The organism is Streptomyces sp. XY431, from assembly GCF_001279805.1.
Classification (GTDB): Bacteria; Actinomycetota; Actinomycetes; order Streptomycetales; family Streptomycetaceae; genus Kitasatospora; species Kitasatospora purpeofusca.
In genome coordinates this window covers 16,600-35,628 of the sequence record NZ_LGDO01000513.1, presented here as the reverse complement: position 1 = coordinate 35,628, position 19,029 = coordinate 16,600, and the positions used below count along the sequence as shown (strand labels likewise).

The 19,029-nt window shown below is 73.8% G+C and carries 21 protein-coding genes and 2 pseudogenes; 8 read left to right on the top strand and 15 right to left on the bottom strand.

The annotated features are described in order from the left end of the window. A pseudogene (locus ADK60_RS38250) lies at nt 1-346 on the bottom strand (hypothetical protein); the annotation flags it as partial. A 678-nt stretch (nt 347-1,024) separates the two neighbouring features. Here ADK60_RS38250 and ADK60_RS38245 point away from each other — a divergent pair. From ADK60_RS38245 to ADK60_RS38230, 4 genes are all read left to right on the top strand, one after another. Beyond that, nucleotides 1,025-1,834, top strand: a complete 810-nt coding sequence (locus tag ADK60_RS38245) for a transglycosylase family protein (protein ID WP_053651438.1) — start codon at nt 1,025-1,027, stop codon at nt 1,832-1,834. A 137-nt stretch (nt 1,835-1,971) separates the two neighbouring features. Further along, on the top strand, nt 1,972-2,694 hold the full coding sequence (locus ADK60_RS38240) for an alpha-ketoglutarate-dependent dioxygenase AlkB family protein (protein WP_234371465.1): 723 nt from the start codon (nt 1,972-1,974) through the stop codon (nt 2,692-2,694). Nucleotides 2,695-2,905: 211 nt separating this feature from the next. Further along, a complete protein-coding gene (locus ADK60_RS38235) occupies nt 2,906-3,766 on the top strand; it encodes an acyl-CoA thioesterase (RefSeq protein WP_045940705.1) in 861 nt (286 codons plus the stop codon). A 183-nt stretch (nt 3,767-3,949) separates the two neighbouring features. Continuing rightward, nucleotides 3,950-4,744: a DUF1684 domain-containing protein gene (locus tag ADK60_RS38230; protein ID WP_053651436.1), complete on the top strand. Its 795-nt coding sequence runs from the start codon at nt 3,950-3,952 to the stop codon at nt 4,742-4,744. A gap of 52 nt (nt 4,745-4,796) precedes the next feature. On the opposite strand, the gene ADK60_RS38225 is transcribed toward ADK60_RS38230, so the two are convergent. The 4 genes from ADK60_RS38225 to ADK60_RS38210 are packed head-to-tail and all read right to left on the bottom strand — an operon-like array spanning nt 4,797 to nt 8,002. Beyond that, on the bottom strand, nt 4,797-5,060 hold the full coding sequence (locus ADK60_RS38225; protein ID WP_053651434.1) for a DUF6059 family protein: 264 nt from the start codon (nt 5,058-5,060) through the stop codon (nt 4,797-4,799). Nucleotides 5,061-5,077: 17 nt separating this feature from the next. Further along, nucleotides 5,078-6,751 carry an NAD(P)/FAD-dependent oxidoreductase gene (locus tag ADK60_RS38220; RefSeq protein WP_063783401.1) on the bottom strand — a complete coding sequence of 558 codons (1,674 nt, stop codon included), beginning with the start codon at nt 6,749-6,751 and terminating at the stop codon, nt 5,078-5,080. Nucleotide 6,752: 1 nt separating this feature from the next. Then, nucleotides 6,753-7,181: an ester cyclase gene (locus ADK60_RS45425; protein ID WP_045940708.1), complete on the bottom strand. Its 429-nt coding sequence runs from the start codon at nt 7,179-7,181 to the stop codon at nt 6,753-6,755. Continuing rightward, nucleotides 7,178-8,002 carry a methyltransferase domain-containing protein gene (locus ADK60_RS38210; RefSeq protein WP_079009051.1) on the bottom strand — a complete coding sequence of 275 codons (825 nt, stop codon included), beginning with the start codon at nt 8,000-8,002 and terminating at the stop codon, nt 7,178-7,180. The genes ADK60_RS45425 and ADK60_RS38210 overlap by 4 nt, the downstream gene beginning before the upstream one ends. 412 nt (nt 8,003-8,414) lie before the next feature. Between ADK60_RS38210 and ADK60_RS38205 the strand changes: the two genes are divergently transcribed. Beyond that, entirely contained in the window at nt 8,415-9,131 is a 717-nt protein-coding gene (locus tag ADK60_RS38205; RefSeq protein WP_159400749.1) for a helix-turn-helix transcriptional regulator, read from the top strand. A gap of 31 nt (nt 9,132-9,162) precedes the next feature. Further along, the gene (locus tag ADK60_RS38200) at nt 9,163-9,612 is read left to right on the top strand and encodes a nitroreductase/quinone reductase family protein (protein ID WP_045940725.1); all 450 of its coding nucleotides are present in this window, start codon (nt 9,163-9,165) and stop codon (nt 9,610-9,612) included. Nucleotides 9,613-9,738: 126 nt separating this feature from the next. Here ADK60_RS38200 and ADK60_RS38195 read toward each other — a convergent pair whose 3' ends face one another. Genes ADK60_RS38195 through ADK60_RS38175 form a run of 5 tightly spaced genes read right to left on the bottom strand, consistent with a single transcriptional unit; the run spans nt 9,739 to nt 12,534 of the window. After that, nucleotides 9,739-10,200, bottom strand: a complete 462-nt coding sequence (locus ADK60_RS38195) for an anthrone oxygenase family protein (protein ID WP_053651430.1) — start codon at nt 10,198-10,200, stop codon at nt 9,739-9,741. 10 nt (nt 10,201-10,210) lie between these two features. Beyond that, nucleotides 10,211-11,386, bottom strand: coding sequence for an FAD-dependent oxidoreductase (locus ADK60_RS38190; RefSeq protein ID WP_159400748.1), 1,176 nt, complete (start codon nt 11,384-11,386; stop codon nt 10,211-10,213). Between the two features lie 50 nt (nt 11,387-11,436). Continuing rightward, nucleotides 11,437-11,772, bottom strand: a complete 336-nt coding sequence (locus ADK60_RS38185) for an antibiotic biosynthesis monooxygenase family protein (protein WP_052709166.1) — start codon at nt 11,770-11,772, stop codon at nt 11,437-11,439. Then, entirely contained in the window at nt 11,769-12,173 is a 405-nt protein-coding gene (locus ADK60_RS41305; protein WP_063783400.1) for an antibiotic biosynthesis monooxygenase family protein, read from the bottom strand. Before ADK60_RS41305 ends, ADK60_RS38185 begins: the two co-directional genes overlap by 4 nt. Before the next feature lie 40 nt (nt 12,174-12,213). Beyond that, the gene (locus tag ADK60_RS38175) at nt 12,214-12,534 is read right to left on the bottom strand and encodes a TcmI family type II polyketide cyclase (protein WP_199839856.1); all 321 of its coding nucleotides are present in this window, start codon (nt 12,532-12,534) and stop codon (nt 12,214-12,216) included. 253 nt (nt 12,535-12,787) lie between these two features. On the opposite strand from ADK60_RS38175, the gene ADK60_RS38170 reads away from it, so the two are divergent. Continuing rightward, on the top strand, nt 12,788-14,317 hold the full coding sequence (locus ADK60_RS38170; protein ID WP_053651426.1) for an FAD-binding oxidoreductase: 1,530 nt from the start codon (nt 12,788-12,790) through the stop codon (nt 14,315-14,317). Between the two features lie 105 nt (nt 14,318-14,422). Here the strand turns inward: ADK60_RS38170 and ADK60_RS47320 are convergent, their stop codons facing one another. The 5 genes and pseudogenes from ADK60_RS47320 to ADK60_RS38150 form a co-directional block, all read right to left on the bottom strand. Then, a complete protein-coding gene (locus ADK60_RS47320) occupies nt 14,423-14,887 on the bottom strand; it encodes an SRPBCC family protein (protein ID WP_053651445.1) in 465 nt (154 codons plus the stop codon). Nucleotides 14,888-14,950: 63 nt separating this feature from the next. Further along, a pseudogene (locus tag ADK60_RS47315) lies at nt 14,951-15,145 on the bottom strand (acyl carrier protein); the annotation flags it as partial. 54 nt (nt 15,146-15,199) lie between these two features. After that, the gene (locus tag ADK60_RS38160; protein ID WP_053651424.1) at nt 15,200-16,456 is read right to left on the bottom strand and encodes a ketosynthase chain-length factor; all 1,257 of its coding nucleotides are present in this window, start codon (nt 16,454-16,456) and stop codon (nt 15,200-15,202) included. Continuing rightward, complete coding sequence (locus ADK60_RS38155) at nt 16,453-17,745, bottom strand: beta-ketoacyl-[acyl-carrier-protein] synthase family protein (RefSeq protein ID WP_045940713.1); 1,293 nt, start codon at nt 17,743-17,745, stop codon at nt 16,453-16,455. Before ADK60_RS38155 ends, ADK60_RS38160 begins: the two co-directional genes overlap by 4 nt. Continuing rightward, the gene (locus ADK60_RS38150; protein ID WP_053651422.1) at nt 17,742-18,179 is read right to left on the bottom strand and encodes a cupin domain-containing protein; all 438 of its coding nucleotides are present in this window, start codon (nt 18,177-18,179) and stop codon (nt 17,742-17,744) included. Before ADK60_RS38150 ends, ADK60_RS38155 begins: the two co-directional genes overlap by 4 nt. A gap of 249 nt (nt 18,180-18,428) precedes the next feature. On the opposite strand from ADK60_RS38150, the gene ADK60_RS38145 reads away from it, so the two are divergent. Next, nucleotides 18,429-19,025: a cupin domain-containing protein gene (locus ADK60_RS38145; RefSeq protein WP_063783399.1), complete on the top strand. Its 597-nt coding sequence runs from the start codon at nt 18,429-18,431 to the stop codon at nt 19,023-19,025. The last annotated feature ends 4 nt before the right edge of the window (nt 19,026-19,029 follow it).

Below are 19,029 nucleotides of genomic sequence, written 5' to 3'. Positions count from 1 at the left end.
CCTGGGCGGGAAGGGCCTGGGCGGGGAGGGACGGCTGCAGCCGGGCGGCGTCGGCGGACACGTCGCTCTGGGCCTGGCTGATGCTGCGGACCGCGCCGGCCAGCTGCTCCTCGGCGACCGGGACGACCTGGGACGGAATGCAGCGGGCGTGGGCGAAGGCGAGCACGGCCGTCTCGTCGCCGACGAACAGCACGGTGCTGGTCGGCTCCAGCAGGGCGTCGCCGGGGGTGCGGCAGGAGGTGCATTCGTAGTTGTCGGGTGCGTGGGCGCCGCCGAGCAGGCGGTCGGCCTCGTCGTCGCCGATCTCGGATCGGACCTCGTCGCTGACGTCGAGCATGCGCGGCACTGGGTCTCCTCGGTGCGGGGTCGGAAATACCGGTTGGGGGCTGTCGGGGCCGGCGCCCGGGGTCTCGGGGCCGGCCCCCGGGTCGAACGCGGTGGAGCCGGAAGGTCGGGTCTGTTCGAGCCGGGAGGCGGCGGCGGCCCGGCCGCCCTTACCAACGGGCCCTTGTGGCAGGGGTCACGGGTGGGGGGTAGGGGTGACGGGAATTGCCTCTGATCCGATCGCGGAGGGTGTTCTCGGCGTCGCAATCTGTCGATCTCGATGGCGGGACTGCCGGAATGAAACGGTGAGGTGAGTCACGGCTCGTCGATGTTTGATCTAGGAAATGACGGTTAAAACGGACAAATTGGACAGATTTACATGGTCGTTACCGCCGGTAACGCCGTGCTGAGCTGGGGAGACCTCCGGCTGTTTGAACCCCGGCCGCCCGCCTCGTAGCTTCATTGGCGGTGCAACGAGCACCACCCGGGTTCACCCCCGACGCACAGCCCGCCGGTTCGCACCGGCGCCGGCAGTGCCCGCCGACGCGACCGCTCGAACAGGTCGCCGGTGTGTGGCGGGTGGCCGGGGCGGCACGGAACGTCCGACACGTCTCCGGCCGCCCGACGGACGCGGCGCGCGATTCCAGACCCTCAAGGGCTTGGTTCCGCATGCCCTCCCGGGGCTGTCGAGAGGAACCTCATGACCTTCCGTAACGAGATCGCCGCTGCCACCACCACCGCCACCAAGCGCAACCGCGTCCGGATGGCTGTCGTGGCGGGCGCCGCTGTCGCGGCCCTGCCGGTGGCCGGCCTCGTCACGGCCACCTCGGCCTCGGCCGCCTCCGTCTCCACCTGGGACGCTGTCGCCCAGTGCGAGAGCGGCGGCAACTGGGCCATCAACACCGGCAACGGTTTCTACGGCGGTCTGCAGTTCACCTCCAGCACCTGGGCCGCCTTCGGCGGTACCGCCTACGCCTCGCAGGCCAACCTGGCCACCAAGGCGCAGCAGATCGCCGTCGCCGAGAAGGTCCTCGCCTCGCAGGGCCCGGGCGCCTGGCCCGTCTGCTCCGTCAAGGCCGGTCTGACCAAGGGCGGCGCCGCCGCCGCGGTCGACACCTCCACCCCGAAGGCCACCGAGGCCCCGAAGCCGGCCGCCCCCAAGGCGACCGAGGCCCCGAAGGCCGCCGCGCCGAAGGCCGTCGAGGCCCCCAAGGCTGCGCCGAAGGCCGTCGAGGCCCCCAAGGCTGCGCCGAAGGCCGTCGAGGCTCCCAAGGCCGCGCCGAAGACCGAGGCCGCGCCGAAGGCCGACAAGGCCGCGAAGTCCGGCAAGTCCTGGACCTCGAACGACGCCAAGCAGGTCAACGGCACCTACACCGTCAAGGCCGGCGACACCCTGAGCAGCATCGCCGCCGCCAAGGGCATCGACTGGCACGCCCTGTACGACAACAACGCCAAGGTCATCGGTGCCAACCCGGACCTGATCCTGCCGGGCCAGACCCTCACCGTCTGATCCGACGCCGGTCGATCCGAGACCGGTCGATCCACGCCTCCACGGCCGCCCTCCCGCACCACGGGAGGGCGGCCGTCGGGGGTTTCCGGCGGTTGCCGGGTCCGGCCGTTGTCGGAGGGGTGCGCGAGGATGGGGACGTGACCCAGGGCGAGTTGTTCGGCGGACTCTTCGACGCCTCCCCCGAGCGCGGACGGTCCGAGCCGGCTCCGGGGGCGGTGCTGCTCCCCGGCTGGCTCGACGTGGCGGCGCAGCTGCGCCTGGTCGCCGCCTGCCGGGACTGGGCACGCCCGCCCGCGGGGATGCACACCGTCCGGATGCCCACCGGCGGGACGATGTCCGTCCGGATGGTCAGCCTGGGTCGCCACTGGTACCCCTACGGCTACTCCGACACCGCCGAGGACGGCACCCCGGTCAAACCCTTCCCGGCCGAGCTCGGCGCGCTCGCCCGGCGGGCGGTGGCCGAGGCGTACGGGCCCACGGCCGGCGGTGGCGGTGAGGATGGCGGTATCGGGGGCATCGGGGGCATCGCCGGTGCCGTCGGCTACGAGCCGGACGTCGCGATCGTCAACCACTACCCGCACGGTGCCCGGATGGGCCTGCACCAGGACCGCGACGAGCGCGCCGACGCCCCGGTGGTCTCGCTGTCGCTCGGCGACACCTGCGTCTTCCGGCTCGGCAACACCGAGACCAGGACCAGGCCGTGGACCGATCTGGAGCTGCGCGGCGGCGACCTGCTGGTGTTCGGCGGCCCGGCCAGGTTCGCGTACCACGGTGTGGTGCGGACCCTGCCCGGGACGGCGGACCCGGCGCTGGGGCTGACCGGGCGGCTGAACATCACCGTCCGGCAGTCGGGCCTGTGACCGGTGCCACCCCGCTCCCACCTGCGGCGACCTTTCGCGCAGGGGCTACTGTTCGACCTCGTTCGAGTGAATTGGCACGGCCGGCCCGGGTTCGGGGAATGTCCCGGCTCGCTGAGGAATTCGATTGGGCTGGAGAATTCGAGAGAACGGGCTGCCGGCGGCGGGGCGGAAGACCTCCGGCCCGGGCGGCGGCCCGGAGAGGACGTGTCCCATGGCTACCCCCGTCGACGATCTCGTCGCACTGCTGGACCTTGAGCAGATCGAGCTGAACATCTTCCGCGGGCGCAGCCCCGAGGAGGCGCTCCAGCGCACGTTCGGCGGGCAGGTGGCCGGCCAGGCGCTGGTGGCGGCGGGGCGCACCGTGGACGACGACCGCCCGGTCCACTCGCTGCACGCGTACTTCCTGCGGCCCGGCGTGCCGGGGGTGCCGATCGTCTACCAGGTGGACCGGCTCCGGGACGGCCGCTCGTTCACCACCCGCCGGGTGCTGGCGATCCAGGGCGGGCGGTCGATCTTCGCGCTGACCGCCGACTTCCACGCCCCGGAGCCCGACAGCATCGAGCACCAGTACCCGATGCCCGAGGTGCCCGGCCCGGAGAAGCTGCCGAGCGCACTGGACGAGGTCGGTTCCCGGCTCGGCGAGCTGCCCCCGTTCATCAGCCGGCGCCAGCCCTTCGACATCCGCTACGTCGACCGGCTGCGCTGGAGCACCGAGGAGCTCGCCGGGGTCGAGGCGCGCAGCGGCGTCTGGCTGCGCACCAACGGGGCGCTGCCGGACAACCCGCTGATCCACGTCTGCGCGCTCACCTACGCGTCCGACATGACGCTGCTGGACGCGGTCCGGGCCCCGGTCGAGCCGCTCTGGGGCACCCGGCACTTCGACATGGCCTCGCTGGACCACGCGATGTGGTTCCACCGGCCGTTCCGCACCGACGACTGGCTGCTCTACCAGCAGGAGTCCCCGATCGCCCACGGCGCCCGGGGCCTGGCGCGCGGGCAGATCTTCGACCGGAGCGGGCAGCTGGTGGTGTCGGTGGTGCAGGAGGGCCTGTTCCGCCGGATCAAGGCCTGACGGGTGGCAGCGGCGCGTGCGAACGGCGTGTTGACCGGCGTGACGGCCGTGCGACGACTGTGCGACGCCGTGCGACGGTGTCCGGGACTGGGAATGCCCGGCCCGGGTACCGGATGTTCGATGGGGTGACGGAGAACGGACGGCCCGCCCCGCGGGCCCTGACCGGAGTGGGAGGGCGAGCCGATGACGGCGACGGCCGCGGAGGAATGGCAGCACTGGAGCGACGGACGGGCGGCGACCGTCAGCGCGCCGCACGGCCAGCTGGCGCTCACCGGTACGCACTGGCTGGAGCCGGAGCCGGCGGCGATCGCCGGCCTGCCCGGGGTCTGGTGGGCGGACGCGGAGGGCGTGCGGCTGCGGGCGGCGGCGGCCGACGGCGTCACCGTCGCGGGGGCGGAGACCCCCGTCGACGGCGAGGTGCTGCTGCGCCCGGACACCGACCCGGCGGCGGACACCGCCGCGCTCGGCGAGGTGCTGCTGGTGCCGATCGAGCGCGAGGGCGAACCGGCCCTGCGGGTCTTCGACCCGAATTCGCCCGGGCGGGCGTCGTTCGCCGGGATCTCGGCCTACCCCTACGCGCCGGAGTGGGCCGTTCCGGCGGTCTTCACCCCCTTCGAGGACGGCGCCGGGCAGACGGTGCTCGTCCCGAACGCCGACGGCAAGGAGCGCCCGCTCGCAGTGACCGGGCAGATCGCGTTCACCGTCGCCGGCGAGCACCGCACCCTGACGGTCAGCCGCTCGGGCGACGGCCGGCTGAGCGGCGTGATCGCCGACGCGACCAGCGGCCGGGACACCTACCGCTTCCGGTTCGTCACCCTGCCCGCCCCGGACCGGGACGGCCGCACGGTGCTGGACCTCAACCGCGCCTACCTGCCGCCCTGCGCCTTCGCGGACCACTTCATCTGCCCCTTCCCGCCGCCCGGCAACCGGCTGGACTTCGCGGTGGAGGCGGGCGAGAAGCAGGTCCTCACCCGGTAGGGCCCGGGCCCGGGAACGTCGGCCGGGCCCGGAGGGGCGTTCCCGGGCCCGGTCACTCGGCGTAGTAGGCGTTCCAGAGCTCGCGTTCCACCGGCGTCGGGGGAAGCGGACAGAGCCGCTCGGGGTGCGCGCGCGGCGGCTCGTCCAGCCGGGGCGGGGCCGCCGTCGGCAGTACCTTCAGCTCCGGGTCCAGCACGGCGGGCACCCACTGGGCGCCGAGGAGCATCAGCCCCCGGTACAGGAAGCCGAGGACGCGCCGGCCCAGCCGTCCCAGCCGGCCGGGCCGGTGCGTCCCCGAGCGGGGCTCACGTCGCACGACGGCTCGCCCGCCCGCTACTCGGGGATGATGACCTCGCTGGCCGAACGCGCCCCGGCGGTGGAGCCGGACGGGTCGGCGGGGGCGAGGTAGCGCATCTCGGCGGGTGCCTGCTGGGTGAGCCAGGCGGTCATGTCCTTCAGCTCGGGGATGCCGGGGAACATGAAGCGGCGCTCGCGGTCCTCCAGGCCGATGCCCCGCAGGACGCCCTCGGAGCGCTGGATCCGGTCCATCAGTTCCCGGGCGGCGGCGCCGGCGGTGGTCCGCCCCTGCTCGTAGTCCTCGCAGAGCCGCACCATGTCGTCGAAGAGCAACTTGTAGCTGGGCTGGTCGGGCATCAGCAGGCCGGGGTACGGCAGGTCCTCCATCGCGCGGAATACCCGGTCGTCACGGGTCTCGCGGAAGCGGTCGATGAAGCGGTCGAAGCGGAGGTTGATCGGGACCTCGGCGGCGGCCCAGACCCGGTAGACGGCGTTCCACAGCTCGTAGTCGGAGAAGGCGATGAACGAGCAGTTGACCATGTCGTCGTTGCAGCGGATCAGCCCCTTCTGGAGGGTGTCCACGTAGGCGAACCGCTCGACGTCGAAGTCGTCCTCCTCCAGCGCCTCGAACAGCCGCCAGGCGAAGGCGTTGATGACCTCGGTGGTGTTGGTGAGGCCCCGGGAGAACAGCGGGTCGATGAAGCCCGCCGCATGCGACATCAGGCACCAGCGGTGGCCGACGGTCTGCTTCGAGCTGTACTGGAGCCGGCCGGTGGAGACCCACGGCCGGACGGTCTTCGCGTCCTTGAAGACCCGCTCCACCGCGGGGAACCGTGCGGCGTGGAAGCGGAACTCCTCCTCGGGCGTCATGCCCTCCTGGCGCGGGTAGAGCCGCTCGTCGAAGGTCAGACCGACGCTGACCAGCGGGTTCAGCGAGCGCGGCTCGTTGTTGAACGGGATGGACCAGAACCAGCCGCGCTCGAACATGTGGTGCATGGTGCCCTCGACCCAGGGGATCGGCGGCAGGTCCTCCGGCTCCATCCGGAGCACCTCGTCGGTCGGCCGGACCCCGATCATGTGGGTGAACAGGGACCGGGAGTGGTGCTTGAGCGCGTCCGGTGCCTCGCGCAGTCCGAGCTTGTCGGCCACCGGCGAGCGGAATCCGCTGCCGTCGACCAGGAAGCGGGCGGTGAACCGCTCGCCGGACGGGTCCACCACCGACACCTGGTTCTCGCCGAGCTCGAGGTCGCTGACCCGGAAGCCCTGGCGCACGTCGCAGCCGTACTTGATCGCGGTGTGGAACAGGAAGGCGTCGGTGTCCTGGCGGAACAGGTGGCCGGTCTGCAGCGCCTTCGACGGCGGGCTGAACTGGTTGACCTCGCGCGGATCGGGCTCGCGGCCCTCGTGGTGCAGCATGAAGCCGAAGTGCTTCTTCACCCCGGAGGTCGGGGCGATGTTGGACAGCCCGCCCTCGTAGGAGGTCAGGTACTCCAGCTCGGGCACGTCGTAGCGCTCCGCGAGCTGGCGGAAGCCCTTCAGGGTGTAGAGCGTGGTGGACTCCCCGACGGCGAACTTCGGGTGCACGCCGGCGTCGATGATCAGCACCCGGACGTCCCGGCGGGCCAGGACGGCGCCCAGGACGGTGCCGGCCATGCCGGCGCCCAGGATGATCACGTCGTAGTCGGGCCTGGCGGTGACTGCCTCGCTCATGTCAGCCTCCCACTCGTTCCTCGTTGTCGTGTCCGGCGGTCAGTTGCGCGACCACCTCGGCGGTGTCGAACGCGTTCCAGTCCTGGACGACCAGGCCGTCCTCGATGAGCCAGATGACGATCCCCGACACCTTGATCGAACGCCCGGTGGCGGCCACGCCCCGGTAGTCGCCGGTGTGCCGGGCGGTGGTGGTGTAGTGCGTGACGACGTACCGGCCGTCGCCGAGCACCAGGTCGAGGTCGACCCGGATGTCGGAGAAGGCGGCGTGCACCCCGGCCACGCTGCGTCGGGGCCCGGCCGGTCCGACCCGCCGGCCGTTGAGCACGAACCCGGGGGAGAAGACCTGCTCGGCGATCCCGGTGTCACCGCCGGCCCAGCCCTTGGTGAACCAGGACTCCACGAGCTCGCGGTGCGCCGCGGAGGCGCTCACGGCTTGGTCCCGGAGACGATCACGAAGGTGCCGAGCATCAGGAACCGGCCCTCGGCGTCCCGGCGGAGGATCTCCTCGCCCCACTCCCGGGCCTCCTCGGGGGTGGCCACCCCCTGGGCGGCGGCCGCGCCGGCGGCCTTGCCGATCCAGGTGAGCGAGTCGGCCGCCACCAGACTGGTCAGCACGACCGGCCGGGCGGTGACGGTGACGTCCCGGGCCCCGGCGCGGACCAGCAGGTCCCGCAGCTGCCGGGCGACCCAGGGGTTGGGGACGTGGTCGCCCCACCAGCCCATGATCCTTCGGGTCAGCTCGCGGTCGTCGAGGTCGGGCGCCCAGAGCCCGTGGTCGGGGTCGGTGATCAGCACCTGGCCGCCGGGCCGGACCACCCGCAGCATCTCGGCGACCGCCGCGGCCGGGTCGGGGACGTGCTCGATCACCCGCTCGGCCCGGGCGGCGTCGAAGCCGTCGTCGGGGAACGGCAGCGCGGTCGCGTCGCCGTGGTGGAACTCGACCGGTGCGTCGCCGGGTCCGGCCGGCACCGCCCGGTCGATCAGCTCCTTGCTGGAGTCGAGGCCGACCACCCGGCCGGCCGGACCGACCCGGGCGGCGATCGCCCGGACGTCGGCGCCCGTCCCGCAGCCGACGTCGAGCACGCGGTCACCGGGGGAGACCCGGAGCATGCCGTCGAGTTCGCTCTTGACCGCCGCCAGTTCGGCCGCCGCCCGGTCGAGGAAGCTGCGCGCGTCCTCGGCCCGGCGCCAGACCTCGGCGGGCCGCAGGGGTGCGGCGCTGCCGGTCCCGGCTCCCACAGTTGCGCCCATGAATCCGCCTATCGCTCGGGTGGACCAGATCGGAAGGCCATCGGCCCGCGCACGGCGGGACCCTGGTGGAGGGCGGTGGTCGCGGCCGACGGCCGGACGTCCGCCGGTGACGGGGCCGTTGTCGGAGCCGTCCGCCGGTGGAACCGTCCTGTGCGGGCGCGGCTTCGGCCCGATGGCGTCTCTACCGTACGAGCGGTGGGTAAAGCCCGGAGAAAACCGGTTCCGTGCCCCACCTGCTTGATCCGGTAGGGGAGTTGAAGATCGCGGGCTTCGCGTTGACAGCGTCCCGGGAGCGTGCCACTCTACTTAGGTAGCAAGCTATTCATGCCCTGTGGGCGGCCAGGACCGTGCCGACCAGGCCCGTCGTCGATTCGACCGCCGGCCGGGCTCTGCCCGAAGGGAGGTGGGCGGCGTGACGACCTCTGGACCGTCGGCAGGGGAGGGATCCCCGGAGCGGCCGCTGTCGATCCTGGTGATCAGTGACAGCCCGTTCAGCCGGATCGGCGTGGTCTCCGCGCTCGCGGGAGCCGAGGGCTTCGCGCCGCCCCGCCACAGCGCGACCGACCCCGGCGCGGTGGACCGCGCGGCCGCCGAGTGCCGCCCCGACGTGGTGGTGATCCTCGACGACGCCGATCCGGAGCCGGTGCTGGCCGCGCTGGCCGACGGCGCCCACGGGGCGCCGCGCGTCCTGCTGCTCCGCCTCGGCGGGGCCGGTGCGCACGACGACGTCCCGCCGGGCGTGCACGGCACCCTGGCCGGCCTCACCGATCCGGCGATGCTGGTCTCGGCGGTCCGCCTGGCCGGCTCCGGCTACCAGGTGGCCGGCGGCCGGCCCGGGAGCGGCGACCGCCCGCTGACCGGAGTGGGGGACCCGGCGCTGCGGGCCCAGCTGGCCAGACTGACCTGGCGCGAGATCGAGGTGGTCAGCCTGTTGCTGCGCGGCTGGTCCAACCAGGAGATCGCCGAGGCCCTGGCGCTGAGCGCCAGCACCGTGAAGAGCCACATCCGCAGCCTCCTCGGCAAGTTGGAGCTGCACAGCCGGATCGACGTGATCACCAGGGCGTACGCCGTCGGCCTCGTCCGGCCGGGCGTCGCGTGGCACCCGCACCGGGCGGGCGTCCCCTCCTGACCGCACACTCCACCAGAGGAGAGCACCCGCCATGTCCACCCCCACCCGCGTCCGGGTCACCGGGTTCCAGAGGTTCGGCAACAAGATGATGGAGGTCTTCCACGGGATCGGTCTGCCGGTCGGCCCGATGCAGCTGTTGAAGGTGAAGGGCCGCAAGTCCGGCCGCGAGTACACCAACCCGGTCGCGCCGGTGACGGTCGACGGCACGATGTACATCCTCCAGGCGTTCCCCGGGTCGGACTGGGTGAAGAACGTCCGGGCGGCCGGCGAGGGCGTGCTGGTGCGCGGCCGCAAGGCGCGACGGGTCGGGCTGGTGGAGGTGCCGCCGCACGAGCGCGGGCCGATCGCCCGGCAGTTCCCGACCCAGGTCCCGATGGGCGCGAGCATCTTCGTGAAGAACGGCGTGGTGCCGGACAAGCGGCCGGAGAGCTTCGAGCAGGCGGCCCAGGGGATCCCGCTGTTCCGGGTCGTCCCGCTCTGAACCCCCGCCCGCGGGCCCTTCCGGGGCGTGCGGCGAAGGGCCCGCACCGCGGCTGCGCGGTGCGGGCCCCTTTCGTGCTGTGTGTTGCGTGCTGAAGGCTGTGCGCTGCTCATTGCGTGCGGCGGGTCAGCGGCTCAGCAGCAGCATGCCGCCGGCGGCTGCCGCGAAACCGGCCACCGAGATCCAGGTGCGCCCCCGGTTGGCCCGGGCCCAGCGGGTCCGGACGGCCGCCCAGCCCTCCGGCAGCCGGCCCGGGTCCCAGCCGTCGATGGCGCGGTTGATCCGGACGTTGGTCAGCTCCGAGACCAGCGCGACCCCGACCAGTCCGGCCTCCGCCAGACCGAGGACCGCCTTCGCGCCGACACCGGGCGCCAGGACGACCAGCAGCAGCCCGCACCCCAGGCCGATCTTGTTCAGGGTGGGCATCAGCGGATCGAAGCGCGGGTCCAGCAGCCGGTGGACCTGGACATAGCGGTCGCCGGGCAGCCCGGCCAGCATCGGCACCACGGCGACCTCGACCGCGACCAGCACCCCGGCCAGTGTCCCGCTGATCAGCAGCAGGGCCGCGGCGAGCAGTTGGACGAACACCCCGGCCCCCTCAGTACTCGAAGTCCATCATCAGCCGGTACGTGCCCTTCCTGGCGAAGGTGCCGAAGAAGGCCCGCATGAACAGGTCGCGGGCGCCGCAGCTGACGGGCCCGCGCAGGGTGCCGAGCAGGCCGATCCGGTAGGCGCCGCGGACCATGGCGTCCACCCGGCGCCGCCGCAGCGCCTCGTAGCGGGCGAAGGCGGTGGCGATGTCACCGTCCGCGGCCAGCCGCTCGGCGAGCACCACACCGTCCTCGATGGCCTGGCCGGCGCCCTGGCTGAGGTTCAGCGTCATGGGGTGCGCCGCGTCCCCGACCAGGCAGACCCGGCCGTGGCTCCAGGCGGACTCCCGCTCGGGCGGGCGGTCGGCGATGTCGATGGGCAGGATCGCCTCCTCGGCGGTCGCCGCGAGGACGGCGGGAATCGGGTCGGGCCAGTCGGCGTAGGACTCGCGCATCACCGTCCGGCGGTCCTTGCGGAACATGTCGAAGGCGGCGCTGGCGCCGTCCGAGGTGATCGCGTCCCAGTAGACCTCCTCCTCGTTGAGCCGGCAGTAGAGGAAGCGCAGCCCGCCCCGGCCCCACAGGTTGAAGAACGTCCCGCTCGGGACGACGTCCTCGCCGGGCAGCCGGGCGATCGCCTGCCAGGCGGTGTAACCGGCGTAGCGCGGCGGCAGGTCGTGGCCGTGGCGCAGGGTGGAGCGGACCGCGGAGCGCATGCCGTCGGCGCCGATCAGGATGTCCGCACGCCGGGTGGAGCCGTCCGCGAACCGTACGGTGACGCCCTCGTCGTCCTGGGTGAAGCCGGAGCACTGCGCGCCCAGCTCGACGTCGTCGCCGACGTGTTCCAGCAGCAGGGCGTTGAGGTCGGAACGGCGCAGGGCGACGGCCGGCGCGCCGATCCGGCGGGACTCCGGGGCGATCGCCCAGCGGGCCAGGGTGCGGCCCCGGTCGGAGCGGAACTCGTGGAACTCGATCTCCGAGGACACCTTGGCGACGGCGTCGTCCAGACCGAGCCGGCGCAGCGCGATGAAGGCGTTGTGCCAGAGCATGAAGCCGCCGCCGGTCAGCAGCCGGCCGGGTTCGGTGCGGCGCTCGTGCACGGTGACGTCGATGCCGGCCCGGCGCAGGCCGATGGCGGTGGTCAGGCCGCCGATGCCGGCGCCGATCACGACGGCGCTGCGCACCGGGCGGAGGCCCGCAGCGCCCCGGGTGCGCGGTGTGCCCGCTGCGGGCGTCATGCGGACGGGGACGCGGCCGGCGCCGGACCGAGCGAGTCCAGCGTGGCGCGCACGTCGTAGATCCGGCGCTGGAAGGTGTCCGCCCAGTACGGGTACATGGCGGCGGACTGGGCGATGTGCGCGGGGTCGTCGGCCCAGGCGCGGAACAGTGCCTCCGACTCCCACTCGGCGAGCAGGCAGTAGCGGTCAGGGACGGCGGCGTCGCGCAGCAGTTCGTCCCGCAGGTGGCCGGGAGTGCCCTGGACCTTGGCGGTGACCTCCAGGTAGGCCCGTTCGAAGGCCTCGTGGTGGGCCGGGTCGATGGTCGCGGTGATCACGACGCGAACGGTCATCGCGGCGTCTCCTTCGCTGGCGGGGGCTGGGCGGGTGGCGGCTGGGTGGATGACGGCTGGGCAGGTAGCGGCTGGGCGGGCGGCGGCTGGGTGGATGACGGCTGGGCGGGCGGGAGCTGGGCGACGACCTCCAGGACGGACCGGGCGGCCGACTCCCGCAGCTGCTCCAGCGCGCTGGAGAGCGCCACCCGGTGGTCGCTCGCCTGGTAGGCCGCGAGGTCCTCGTGGGTCGCCCAGTCGGCGGTGACGGTGTAGTGGCGCGGCTCGCGCGGGTCGCGGAGCAGTGCCTGGCCGAGGGCCCCCGGCCGGCGGGAGCTGTGCTCGGCGGCCGCCAGCCAGGTCCGCTCGAACTCCCGCTCCCGGCCGGGGCGGACGACCATGGACAGGGTGGTGCGGATCACGGCTGCCTCCGTCCGGGCCCGGCGGCGGGGCGGGGCGGGCTCAGGCGTTCCATGTGTAGAACTCCTGGGCCATCGCGTCCCGGGGGCCGCGCCAGGTGCTCGGGTCGTAGGCGCCGATGAACGGCTTGAGCCGCTCGTTGACGTCCTGGAAGAGCGGGTGGGTGCGGGCGGACTCGACGCGCTCGGCCAAGCCGTCCTCCGCGCCGATGAGTTGGAAGTAGAGGTCGTGGAACCGGAACAGCCGGCGGTGCCGGACCCCGATCAGGTGGGGGAGTTCGGTGGCGTCCGACTCGGCCCAGATGTCGGAGACGCGTCCGGCGTCCCCGGGGGACATGCGCGCGACGATCAGTGTGTACTGCAACGGGCTCTCCTCACCTCGGGACCTGGTCGGACGACCGTTCCGGCTCATCCTGTCGGCGGGTGGTAAAGCGTCCGTCAGGGCACGGAAAACACCGTCGGCGCCGAGGGCGCGGGTTTTCCAATTTATTAGCATGCTCTCTACTTGTCTTGCGCTACCGTGGGTTCCCGGCCGTCGCCGCGTCCCCCGTCGGCGCCGGCCGTCCCCCGATCTCCCCTGATCCGCACCCGGCACCACCCTGACCGGAAGGACCGGCATGATCACTCGCAGATCGCTCCTCGGGGCGGGCGCCCTGGCCCTGCCACTGGCCGCCGCCCCCGCCCTGCCCGCCGTTGCCACCGCGGCCGAGACCCGGCGGCGACGCTGGTCCGGGCTCTCCGGCCGGCTGCACGGCACCCTCGTCCTGCCCGGGGACCCGGCGTACGGCACCGCCAAGCAGATCGGCCAGACCCGCTTCGACAGCGTCGAGCCGGCCGCCGTCGCCTACTGCGCCGACGAGGCCGACGTCGCCCTCTGCCTCCGCTACGCCCAGGACCGCGCCGTCCCGATCGCCGTCCGCTCCGGCGGGCACAGCGCCGCCGGGTACTCCACCGGGACCGGCCTGGTCGTCGACGTCTCCCGGCTGAACGGCATCGCCGTCGGCGCCGGTTCGGTCACCCTGGGGACCGGTGCCCAGCTGGTCGACGTGACCAACGGCCTCGCCCCGTACGGCCTCGCGGTCTCCGGCGGCTTCTGCCCCACGGTCGCCCTCGGCGGCTTCCTCCAGGGCGGCGGCATCGGCCTGCTCACCCGCCACGTCGGCGTCTCCAGCGACACCGTCACCGCCGCCCGGGTGGTGCTCGCCGACGGGCGGACCGTCACCGCCTCGGCCGACCGGCACGAGGACCTGTACTGGGCGATCCGCGGCGGCGGTGGCGGCAACTTCGGCGTCGTCACCTCCTACACCGTGGCGCCGACCACGCTCACCGCCCTCGCCGTCGGCACCCTGGCCTGGGGCCCGGAGCGGGCGGCGGCCGTCCTGGACGCCTGGGCGCACTGGCTGGTCGACGCCCCGCGCACGATCGGCGGGGCCGCCGTGGTCGTCCTCGGCGACGCCGCGCCGGGGCGGCCGCCCACCGTCTCGGTGCTGCTGAGCTCGGTCGGCACCGAGGCCGAACTCACCGCCCAGACCGACCGCCTGGTCGACCTGGTCGGGGCCGCGCCGATCGCCCGCAGCGGGTTCGGCGGCCCGTACCACGTGGTCATGAACGGCCTGTACGGCTGCGGGACGCTCACCCAGGAGCAGTGCCACCGGGCCGGGACCGGGCCCGCCGCGGCGCTGCCGAGGCCCGCGTACGCGGTCGAGCGCAGCCGGCTCTTCCCCGCTCCGCCGGCCCGCCGCATGTGGGAGGACGCGGTCGCGCTGCTCGACCGCGAACGGGTCCCCGGGCAGCAGCACCTGATCCAGGTCGGCGCGCTCGGCGGCGCCGCCAACGACCTGCCCCGCACGGCCACCGCGTACGTCCACCGGGACGCGCTGTTCAGCACCAGCTTCCTGGGTGTGATCGCCGCCGGGCCCGCGGACGAGGCCGCCACCGGGGCGGCCCGGCGCTGGACCGACGCCGGGTTCGCGGTGCTCGACCCGCACTCCAACGGCGAGACCTACCAGAACTTCGTCGACCCGGAGCTGCGGGACTGGGCGGCCTCCTACTACGCGGAGAACTATCCGCGGCTGGTGGCGGCGAAGCACCGGTACGACCCGTACCGGCTGTTCCGCTTCCCGCAGGCGATCGGGGGGCGCGGCTGACCCGAGCGGGGCCGGCGGCGCGCTGCCGACCCCGCTCCCGCCCGCACGACCGCGCCGGCGGAGCCCGAGAGGCTCCGCCGGCGCGGTCGTCGTACCGTCCGCCGGTCAGGCGGCGCGGCGGCGGGCCCGCTCCTCGACCCGGCCGCGGACCAGCTCCAGCTGGAAGGTGGAGTTGGCGCTGATCCGGGCGGTCATGGCCGGGGTGTCCAGCGGTGCGTCGGGCTTCATCGCGAACTCCTGCCGCCAGCGCAGCTCCACGCCGCCGGGCACCTCGCGGTACGTCCACAGGAGCGTCATGAACGCGAACGGGCCGGTCTCCACCCGGCGGGCGCGCACCGTCCCGGTCGCGGCGTCGACGGTCCGTGCCGAGACCCAGCTCCAGACCGCGCCGTTCTCGTCGGGGTGCATGGTGAGCCGGAAGGTCACCGTGTCGCCCGATTGCTCCAGGATCTCGGCGCTCGCGTACTCGCTGAACAGCTCCGGCCAGGCCGGCACGTCGTTGGTCTGCTCCCAGACCTCCCGGTAGGGGGCGTCGATGACGATCGCCTGCTCGGTGACGCCGGACTCCAGCCGGCCGGCGGTGACGAGCCGGCGGTAGCACCCGAGCAGCAGGTCGTACACCGTGTCCGACGGCAGTTCGTCGCTCTCCGGATCGAGGCCGAAGCGGCGCTCCAGCTCGGACAGCACGCCGAGGCGGCCCAGGGAGTCCACCGTGAGGTCGTCGAAGGTGACGGACGGTTCCAGCAACTGCTCGGTGTCGATCTTCACGCCGGTGGCCCGGCCGATCAGATCGGCCAGTTCGGCCAGGGTGATCGCGGTCGTACTCATGGTGGACACTCCTCCGATTCTCGGTTCGGGTGGTGCGGCGGCCGGTCCCGGCCCTCACAGGGCGCGGATCACCGCGGCCGCGTTGAAGCCCTCGAAGCCCCGGGCCAGGACCAGCACGGTCCGCAGTCGGGCCGACCTCGTCTCCCGCACCAGGTCGACCTCGCAGCCGGGCGCGAGCGCGCCCACGCCCGGGGTGCCGGGCACCAGTTGGTCGCGCAGCGCCAGCAGGGCGATCGCCACGTCGAGCGGCGCCCCGCCGGCGTGCAGCCGCCCGGTCAGCCGCTTGGGTACCGTCACCGGCACCCCGTACGGGCCGAACACCGCGGCCAGTGCCTCGGCCTCGGCGCGGTCGGCGGCGGGCACGCCCAGGCCGTCCGCCAGGACCAGGTCGACCGCCTCCGGCCCGACCCCGGCGTCGGCCAGCGCGAGCGTGATCGCCCGGCGCAGCCCGGGCTCCCGGCCGGATCCCGGCCGCGGGTCGAAGGTGGCGGCGTGGCCCGCGAGTTCGCCGTAGCCGGGACCGTCGCCGCGGGAGCGCCAGGACCGTTCGCCCTCCAGGACGAACATCGCCCCGCCCTCGCCGGCCGCATAGCCGTCGGCCTCGGCGGAGAACGGCAGGTAGGCGCGGTCCGGCGCGTCGCGGGTGGTGAGCAGCCCGGCGGTGGCGTGGCAGGCCAGCGCGTACGGGCTGAGCGGCGCGTCGGTGCCGCCGCAGACCGCCGCCCGGGCGTCGGAGCGCAGCGAACGCCGGGACTGGGCGAGGGCGTCGAGGCCGCCGGCCTGCTCCCCGATCAGGACCCCGCAGGCGCCCTTCATCCCGTGCCGGATGGAGATCTGACCGGTGGTCGCCGCGTAGAACCAGGCGATCGACTGGTAGGGGCCGACGAAGCGGGGGCCGTCCGCCCACAGCTTCTGGATCTCCCGCTGCCCGAACTCGTTGCCGCCCGAGGAGGCCGCGGTGACCACCGACAGGTCGTACGGGTCGAGTTCGCCCGGGTCGATGCCGGCGTCCTCCAGCGCCCGCTCGGTGGCGACCAGGCCGAACTGGGTCCACCGGTCGGTCTGCACCAGCAGCCGGCCCTCCACCAGCTCCGGCACCACGAGGTCGCGGACCTCGCCGGCCAGCCGGACCGGGTAGCCGGCCGCGTCGAAGGCGGAGACCTCGCGGATCCCGCTCACGCCGTTCAGGGTCGCGTCCCAGAACTGCTTGGTGGTGGCGCCGTTGGGGGCGATCACGGAGAGCCCGGTGAAGACGGCGCGCCCGCCGTCCGCCGTCGCGCCCGGCCCGGTCGTGCCGAGGGGCCCGCTCATGCCGCCCGCCCGAACCGCCGGTGGGGCAGGAAGTCCGGCCTGGTCAGCAGCATCGCCGACTGGAAGCCGCCGAAGCCGCTGCCGACGCTCAGCACTACGTCGGTGCGGTGCTCACGGGCGGTGACCGGCACGTAGTCCAGGTCGAGCGCCGGATCCACGCTCCGCAGGTTGGCGGTCGGCGGCACGACGTCGTGCTCGATCGCCAGGGCGCAGGCCGCCACCTCCAGGGCGCCGATCGCCCCCAGCGAGTGGCCGATCATCGACTTGATCGAGCTGACCGGCACCCCGTACGCGGCCCGGCCCAGGGCGTCCTTGAAGGCGGCGGTCTCGTGCCGGTCGTTCTGCTTGGTGCCGGAACCGTGCGCGTTGATGTAGTCGACGGCCCCGGGGGCGACCCCGGCGCGGCCGAGCGCCAGCCGGATGGCCTCGGCCATGTCGAGCCCGTCCGGCTTGAGTCCGGTCATGTGGAAGGCATTGCTGCGCTGGGCGAAGCCGACGATCTCGGCGTACCGGTGCGCGCGGCGCCGGGCGGCGTGCTCGCGGCTCTCCAGGACCAGGACGGCGGCGCCCTCGCCGAGCACGAAGCCGTCGCGGTCGCGGTCGAACGGGCGGGAGGCGTGCGCGGCGTCCCCGTTGTTGCGCGAGGTGGCGCCGATCGCGTCGAAGCAGGCCACCGAGATGGGGGAGATCGGCGCGTCGGTGGCGCCGGCCACCACCACGTCGGCCGCGCCCTCGGAGATCAGCTGGACGCCGTGCGCCACCGCGTCCAGCCCCGAGGTGCAGCCGGTGGAGACCACCGTCGCGGGCGCCTCGGCGCCGGCCGCCCAGGCCACCTCCACCGCCAGGGTGCTGGGGACCAGTGCCCGGTAGAGGTGCCGGCCGGCCAGCGCCGGGTCCACCTCCCAGCGGGCGCCGTGCTCGCTCACCACGACGTACTCGTCCTCCAGCCGGGTGGTGCAGCCGACCGCGCTGCCGATCGAGACGCCCACCCGCTCGGGGGCCGTGCGGCCCGGCTCCAGGCCGGCGTCGGCCAGTGCCTCGCGGGCGGCGACCACGGCGAACTGGGCGCTGCGGTCCATCCGTTCGACCTCCTCGGCGGTCAGCCCGCAGGCGGCGGCGTCGAAGTCGACCTCGGCCGCGATCCGGGACCGGAAGCCGGTGGCGTCGAAGAGGCTGATGCCCCTGGTCGCGGTGCGCCCGGAGGCGAGCAGGTCCCAGTAGGCCCGCCGGCCGATCCCGCCGGGGGCGACCACGCCGATCCCGGTGACGACCGCGCCCCACTCGCTCATCGGGTCTCCCCGTTCGGGGCGTCGGGGAACGGCTGGGGTTCGGTGTCCACGTGCCCGAGGTCCGGGCGGGGCGCCAACGGGCCCAGGTGGTAGACGAGTTCGGCGGTCCCGTCGCCGGTGTTGGTCAGCCGGTGGCGGACCCCGACCGGGATCAGGAGGCCCTCCCGGGCGGCGAGTTCGAGCGGTTCGCCGTTGAGCGCGACGGTGATCCGGCCGGTGATCAGGTAGACGAACTCCTCGGAGTACGGGTGGTAGTGCTCATTGACGAACTCGCCCGGGGCGAGCGTGGCCAGGCCGGTGAACCCGCTGGTGGCACCGGTGTTGGCCGGGCCGAGCAGGGTCCGCAGCAGGCCGCCGCGCCGGCGGTTGACGGGGGCCTCGTCGGCCGCCACCCGGAGGGTCGCGGCGTCCAGGCCGGTGGTCTTCTCGGTCATGAAGGTTCGACTCCTCGATGGAGGGGCGGGAAAGCGGGCGGAGCGCAGTGGGGCGGGCGGGCGCGGAGCGGAAGGTGGCCGACCGGGCCGACCGGGCCGTCCCCCGAAGTCTGCGCGGCCGCGGAAAAGCTCCGATTAGTCGTCCGCAAAGCGCCGTCCGGCCGTCGGCGGCCCCGTTTGTCCCGGCTTTACCAGCGGCTTTACCGAGGCCGTCGACGCTTGGTCCACCCGAACCGAAAGGCGGAGGACATGACCGCGACACGAGGACGCGTCGTCGAACTCGGCGGCGTCAAACCCATTACCTGGGGCGGTGAGACGGGACGCTGGCTGCTGCGGGGAGAGGACACCGGCGGGCTCTACTCCTTCTTCGAGGTGACCACCCCGCCCGGCGGCGGTCCGCCGCTGCACATCCACGAGGACGTCGACGAGGCGTTCTACGTGGTCGAGGGCGAGTACGAGATCCGGCTCGACGGCGAGCTGCACAAGGCCGGTCCCGGCTCCCTGGTGTACGGGCCGCGCGGCATCGGCCACGCCTTCGTCAACACCTGGGACCGGCCGAGCCGGATGCTCTGCGTCGCCACGCCGGGCGGCGTCGAGGAGTGGTTCGAGGAACTGGGGCAGCTGCTGGAGGAACAGCGGCCGCCGGACTGGGACCGGATGCAGGCGCTGGCCTCCCGGCACCGGATCGTCGGCTTCCGGCCCCGGGGGGGTCCGCCCGGCGGCGGCCGGCCCGGGGGAGCGCCGGGCAGTGCGCCCGGTGGGCCTGGTGGGCCTGGTGGGGCTGGTGGGCTTGGTGGTGCGCCTGGCGGGCCCGGTGGGGCCGCCGGCCTGCTCGGGCCGGGGTGACGCG

Bases quoted from the DNA above. Each gene is read 5' to 3' on its own strand.
- ADK60_RS38210 (WP_079009051.1), bottom strand. From the start codon at position 8,002: ATGGGCGCAACTGTGGGAGCCGGGACCGGCAGCGCCGCACCCCTGCGG.
- ADK60_RS38200 (WP_045940725.1), top strand. From the start codon at position 9,163: ATGTCCACCCCCACCCGCGTCCGGGTCACCGGGTTCCAGAGGTTCGGC.
- ADK60_RS38235 (WP_045940705.1), top strand. From the start codon at position 2,906: ATGGCTACCCCCGTCGACGATCTCGTCGCACTGCTGGACCTTGAGCAG.
- ADK60_RS38155 (WP_045940713.1), bottom strand. From the start codon at position 17,745: ATGAGCGAGTGGGGCGCGGTCGTCACCGGGATCGGCGTGGTCGCCCCC.
- ADK60_RS38145 (WP_063783399.1), top strand. From the start codon at position 18,429: ATGACCGCGACACGAGGACGCGTCGTCGAACTCGGCGGCGTCAAACCC.
- ADK60_RS38220 (WP_063783401.1), bottom strand. From the start codon at position 6,751: ATGAGCGAGGCAGTCACCGCCAGGCCCGACTACGACGTGATCATCCTG.
- ADK60_RS38245 (WP_053651438.1), top strand. From the start codon at position 1,025: ATGACCTTCCGTAACGAGATCGCCGCTGCCACCACCACCGCCACCAAG.
- ADK60_RS38150 (WP_053651422.1), bottom strand. From the start codon at position 18,179: ATGACCGAGAAGACCACCGGCCTGGACGCCGCGACCCTCCGGGTGGCG.
- ADK60_RS38160 (WP_053651424.1), bottom strand. From the start codon at position 16,456: ATGAGCGGGCCCCTCGGCACGACCGGGCCGGGCGCGACGGCGGACGGC.
- ADK60_RS38185 (WP_052709166.1), bottom strand. From the start codon at position 11,772: ATGACCGTTCGCGTCGTGATCACCGCGACCATCGACCCGGCCCACCAC.
- ADK60_RS38170 (WP_053651426.1), top strand. From the start codon at position 12,788: ATGATCACTCGCAGATCGCTCCTCGGGGCGGGCGCCCTGGCCCTGCCA.
- ADK60_RS38230 (WP_053651436.1), top strand. From the start codon at position 3,950: ATGACGGCGACGGCCGCGGAGGAATGGCAGCACTGGAGCGACGGACGG.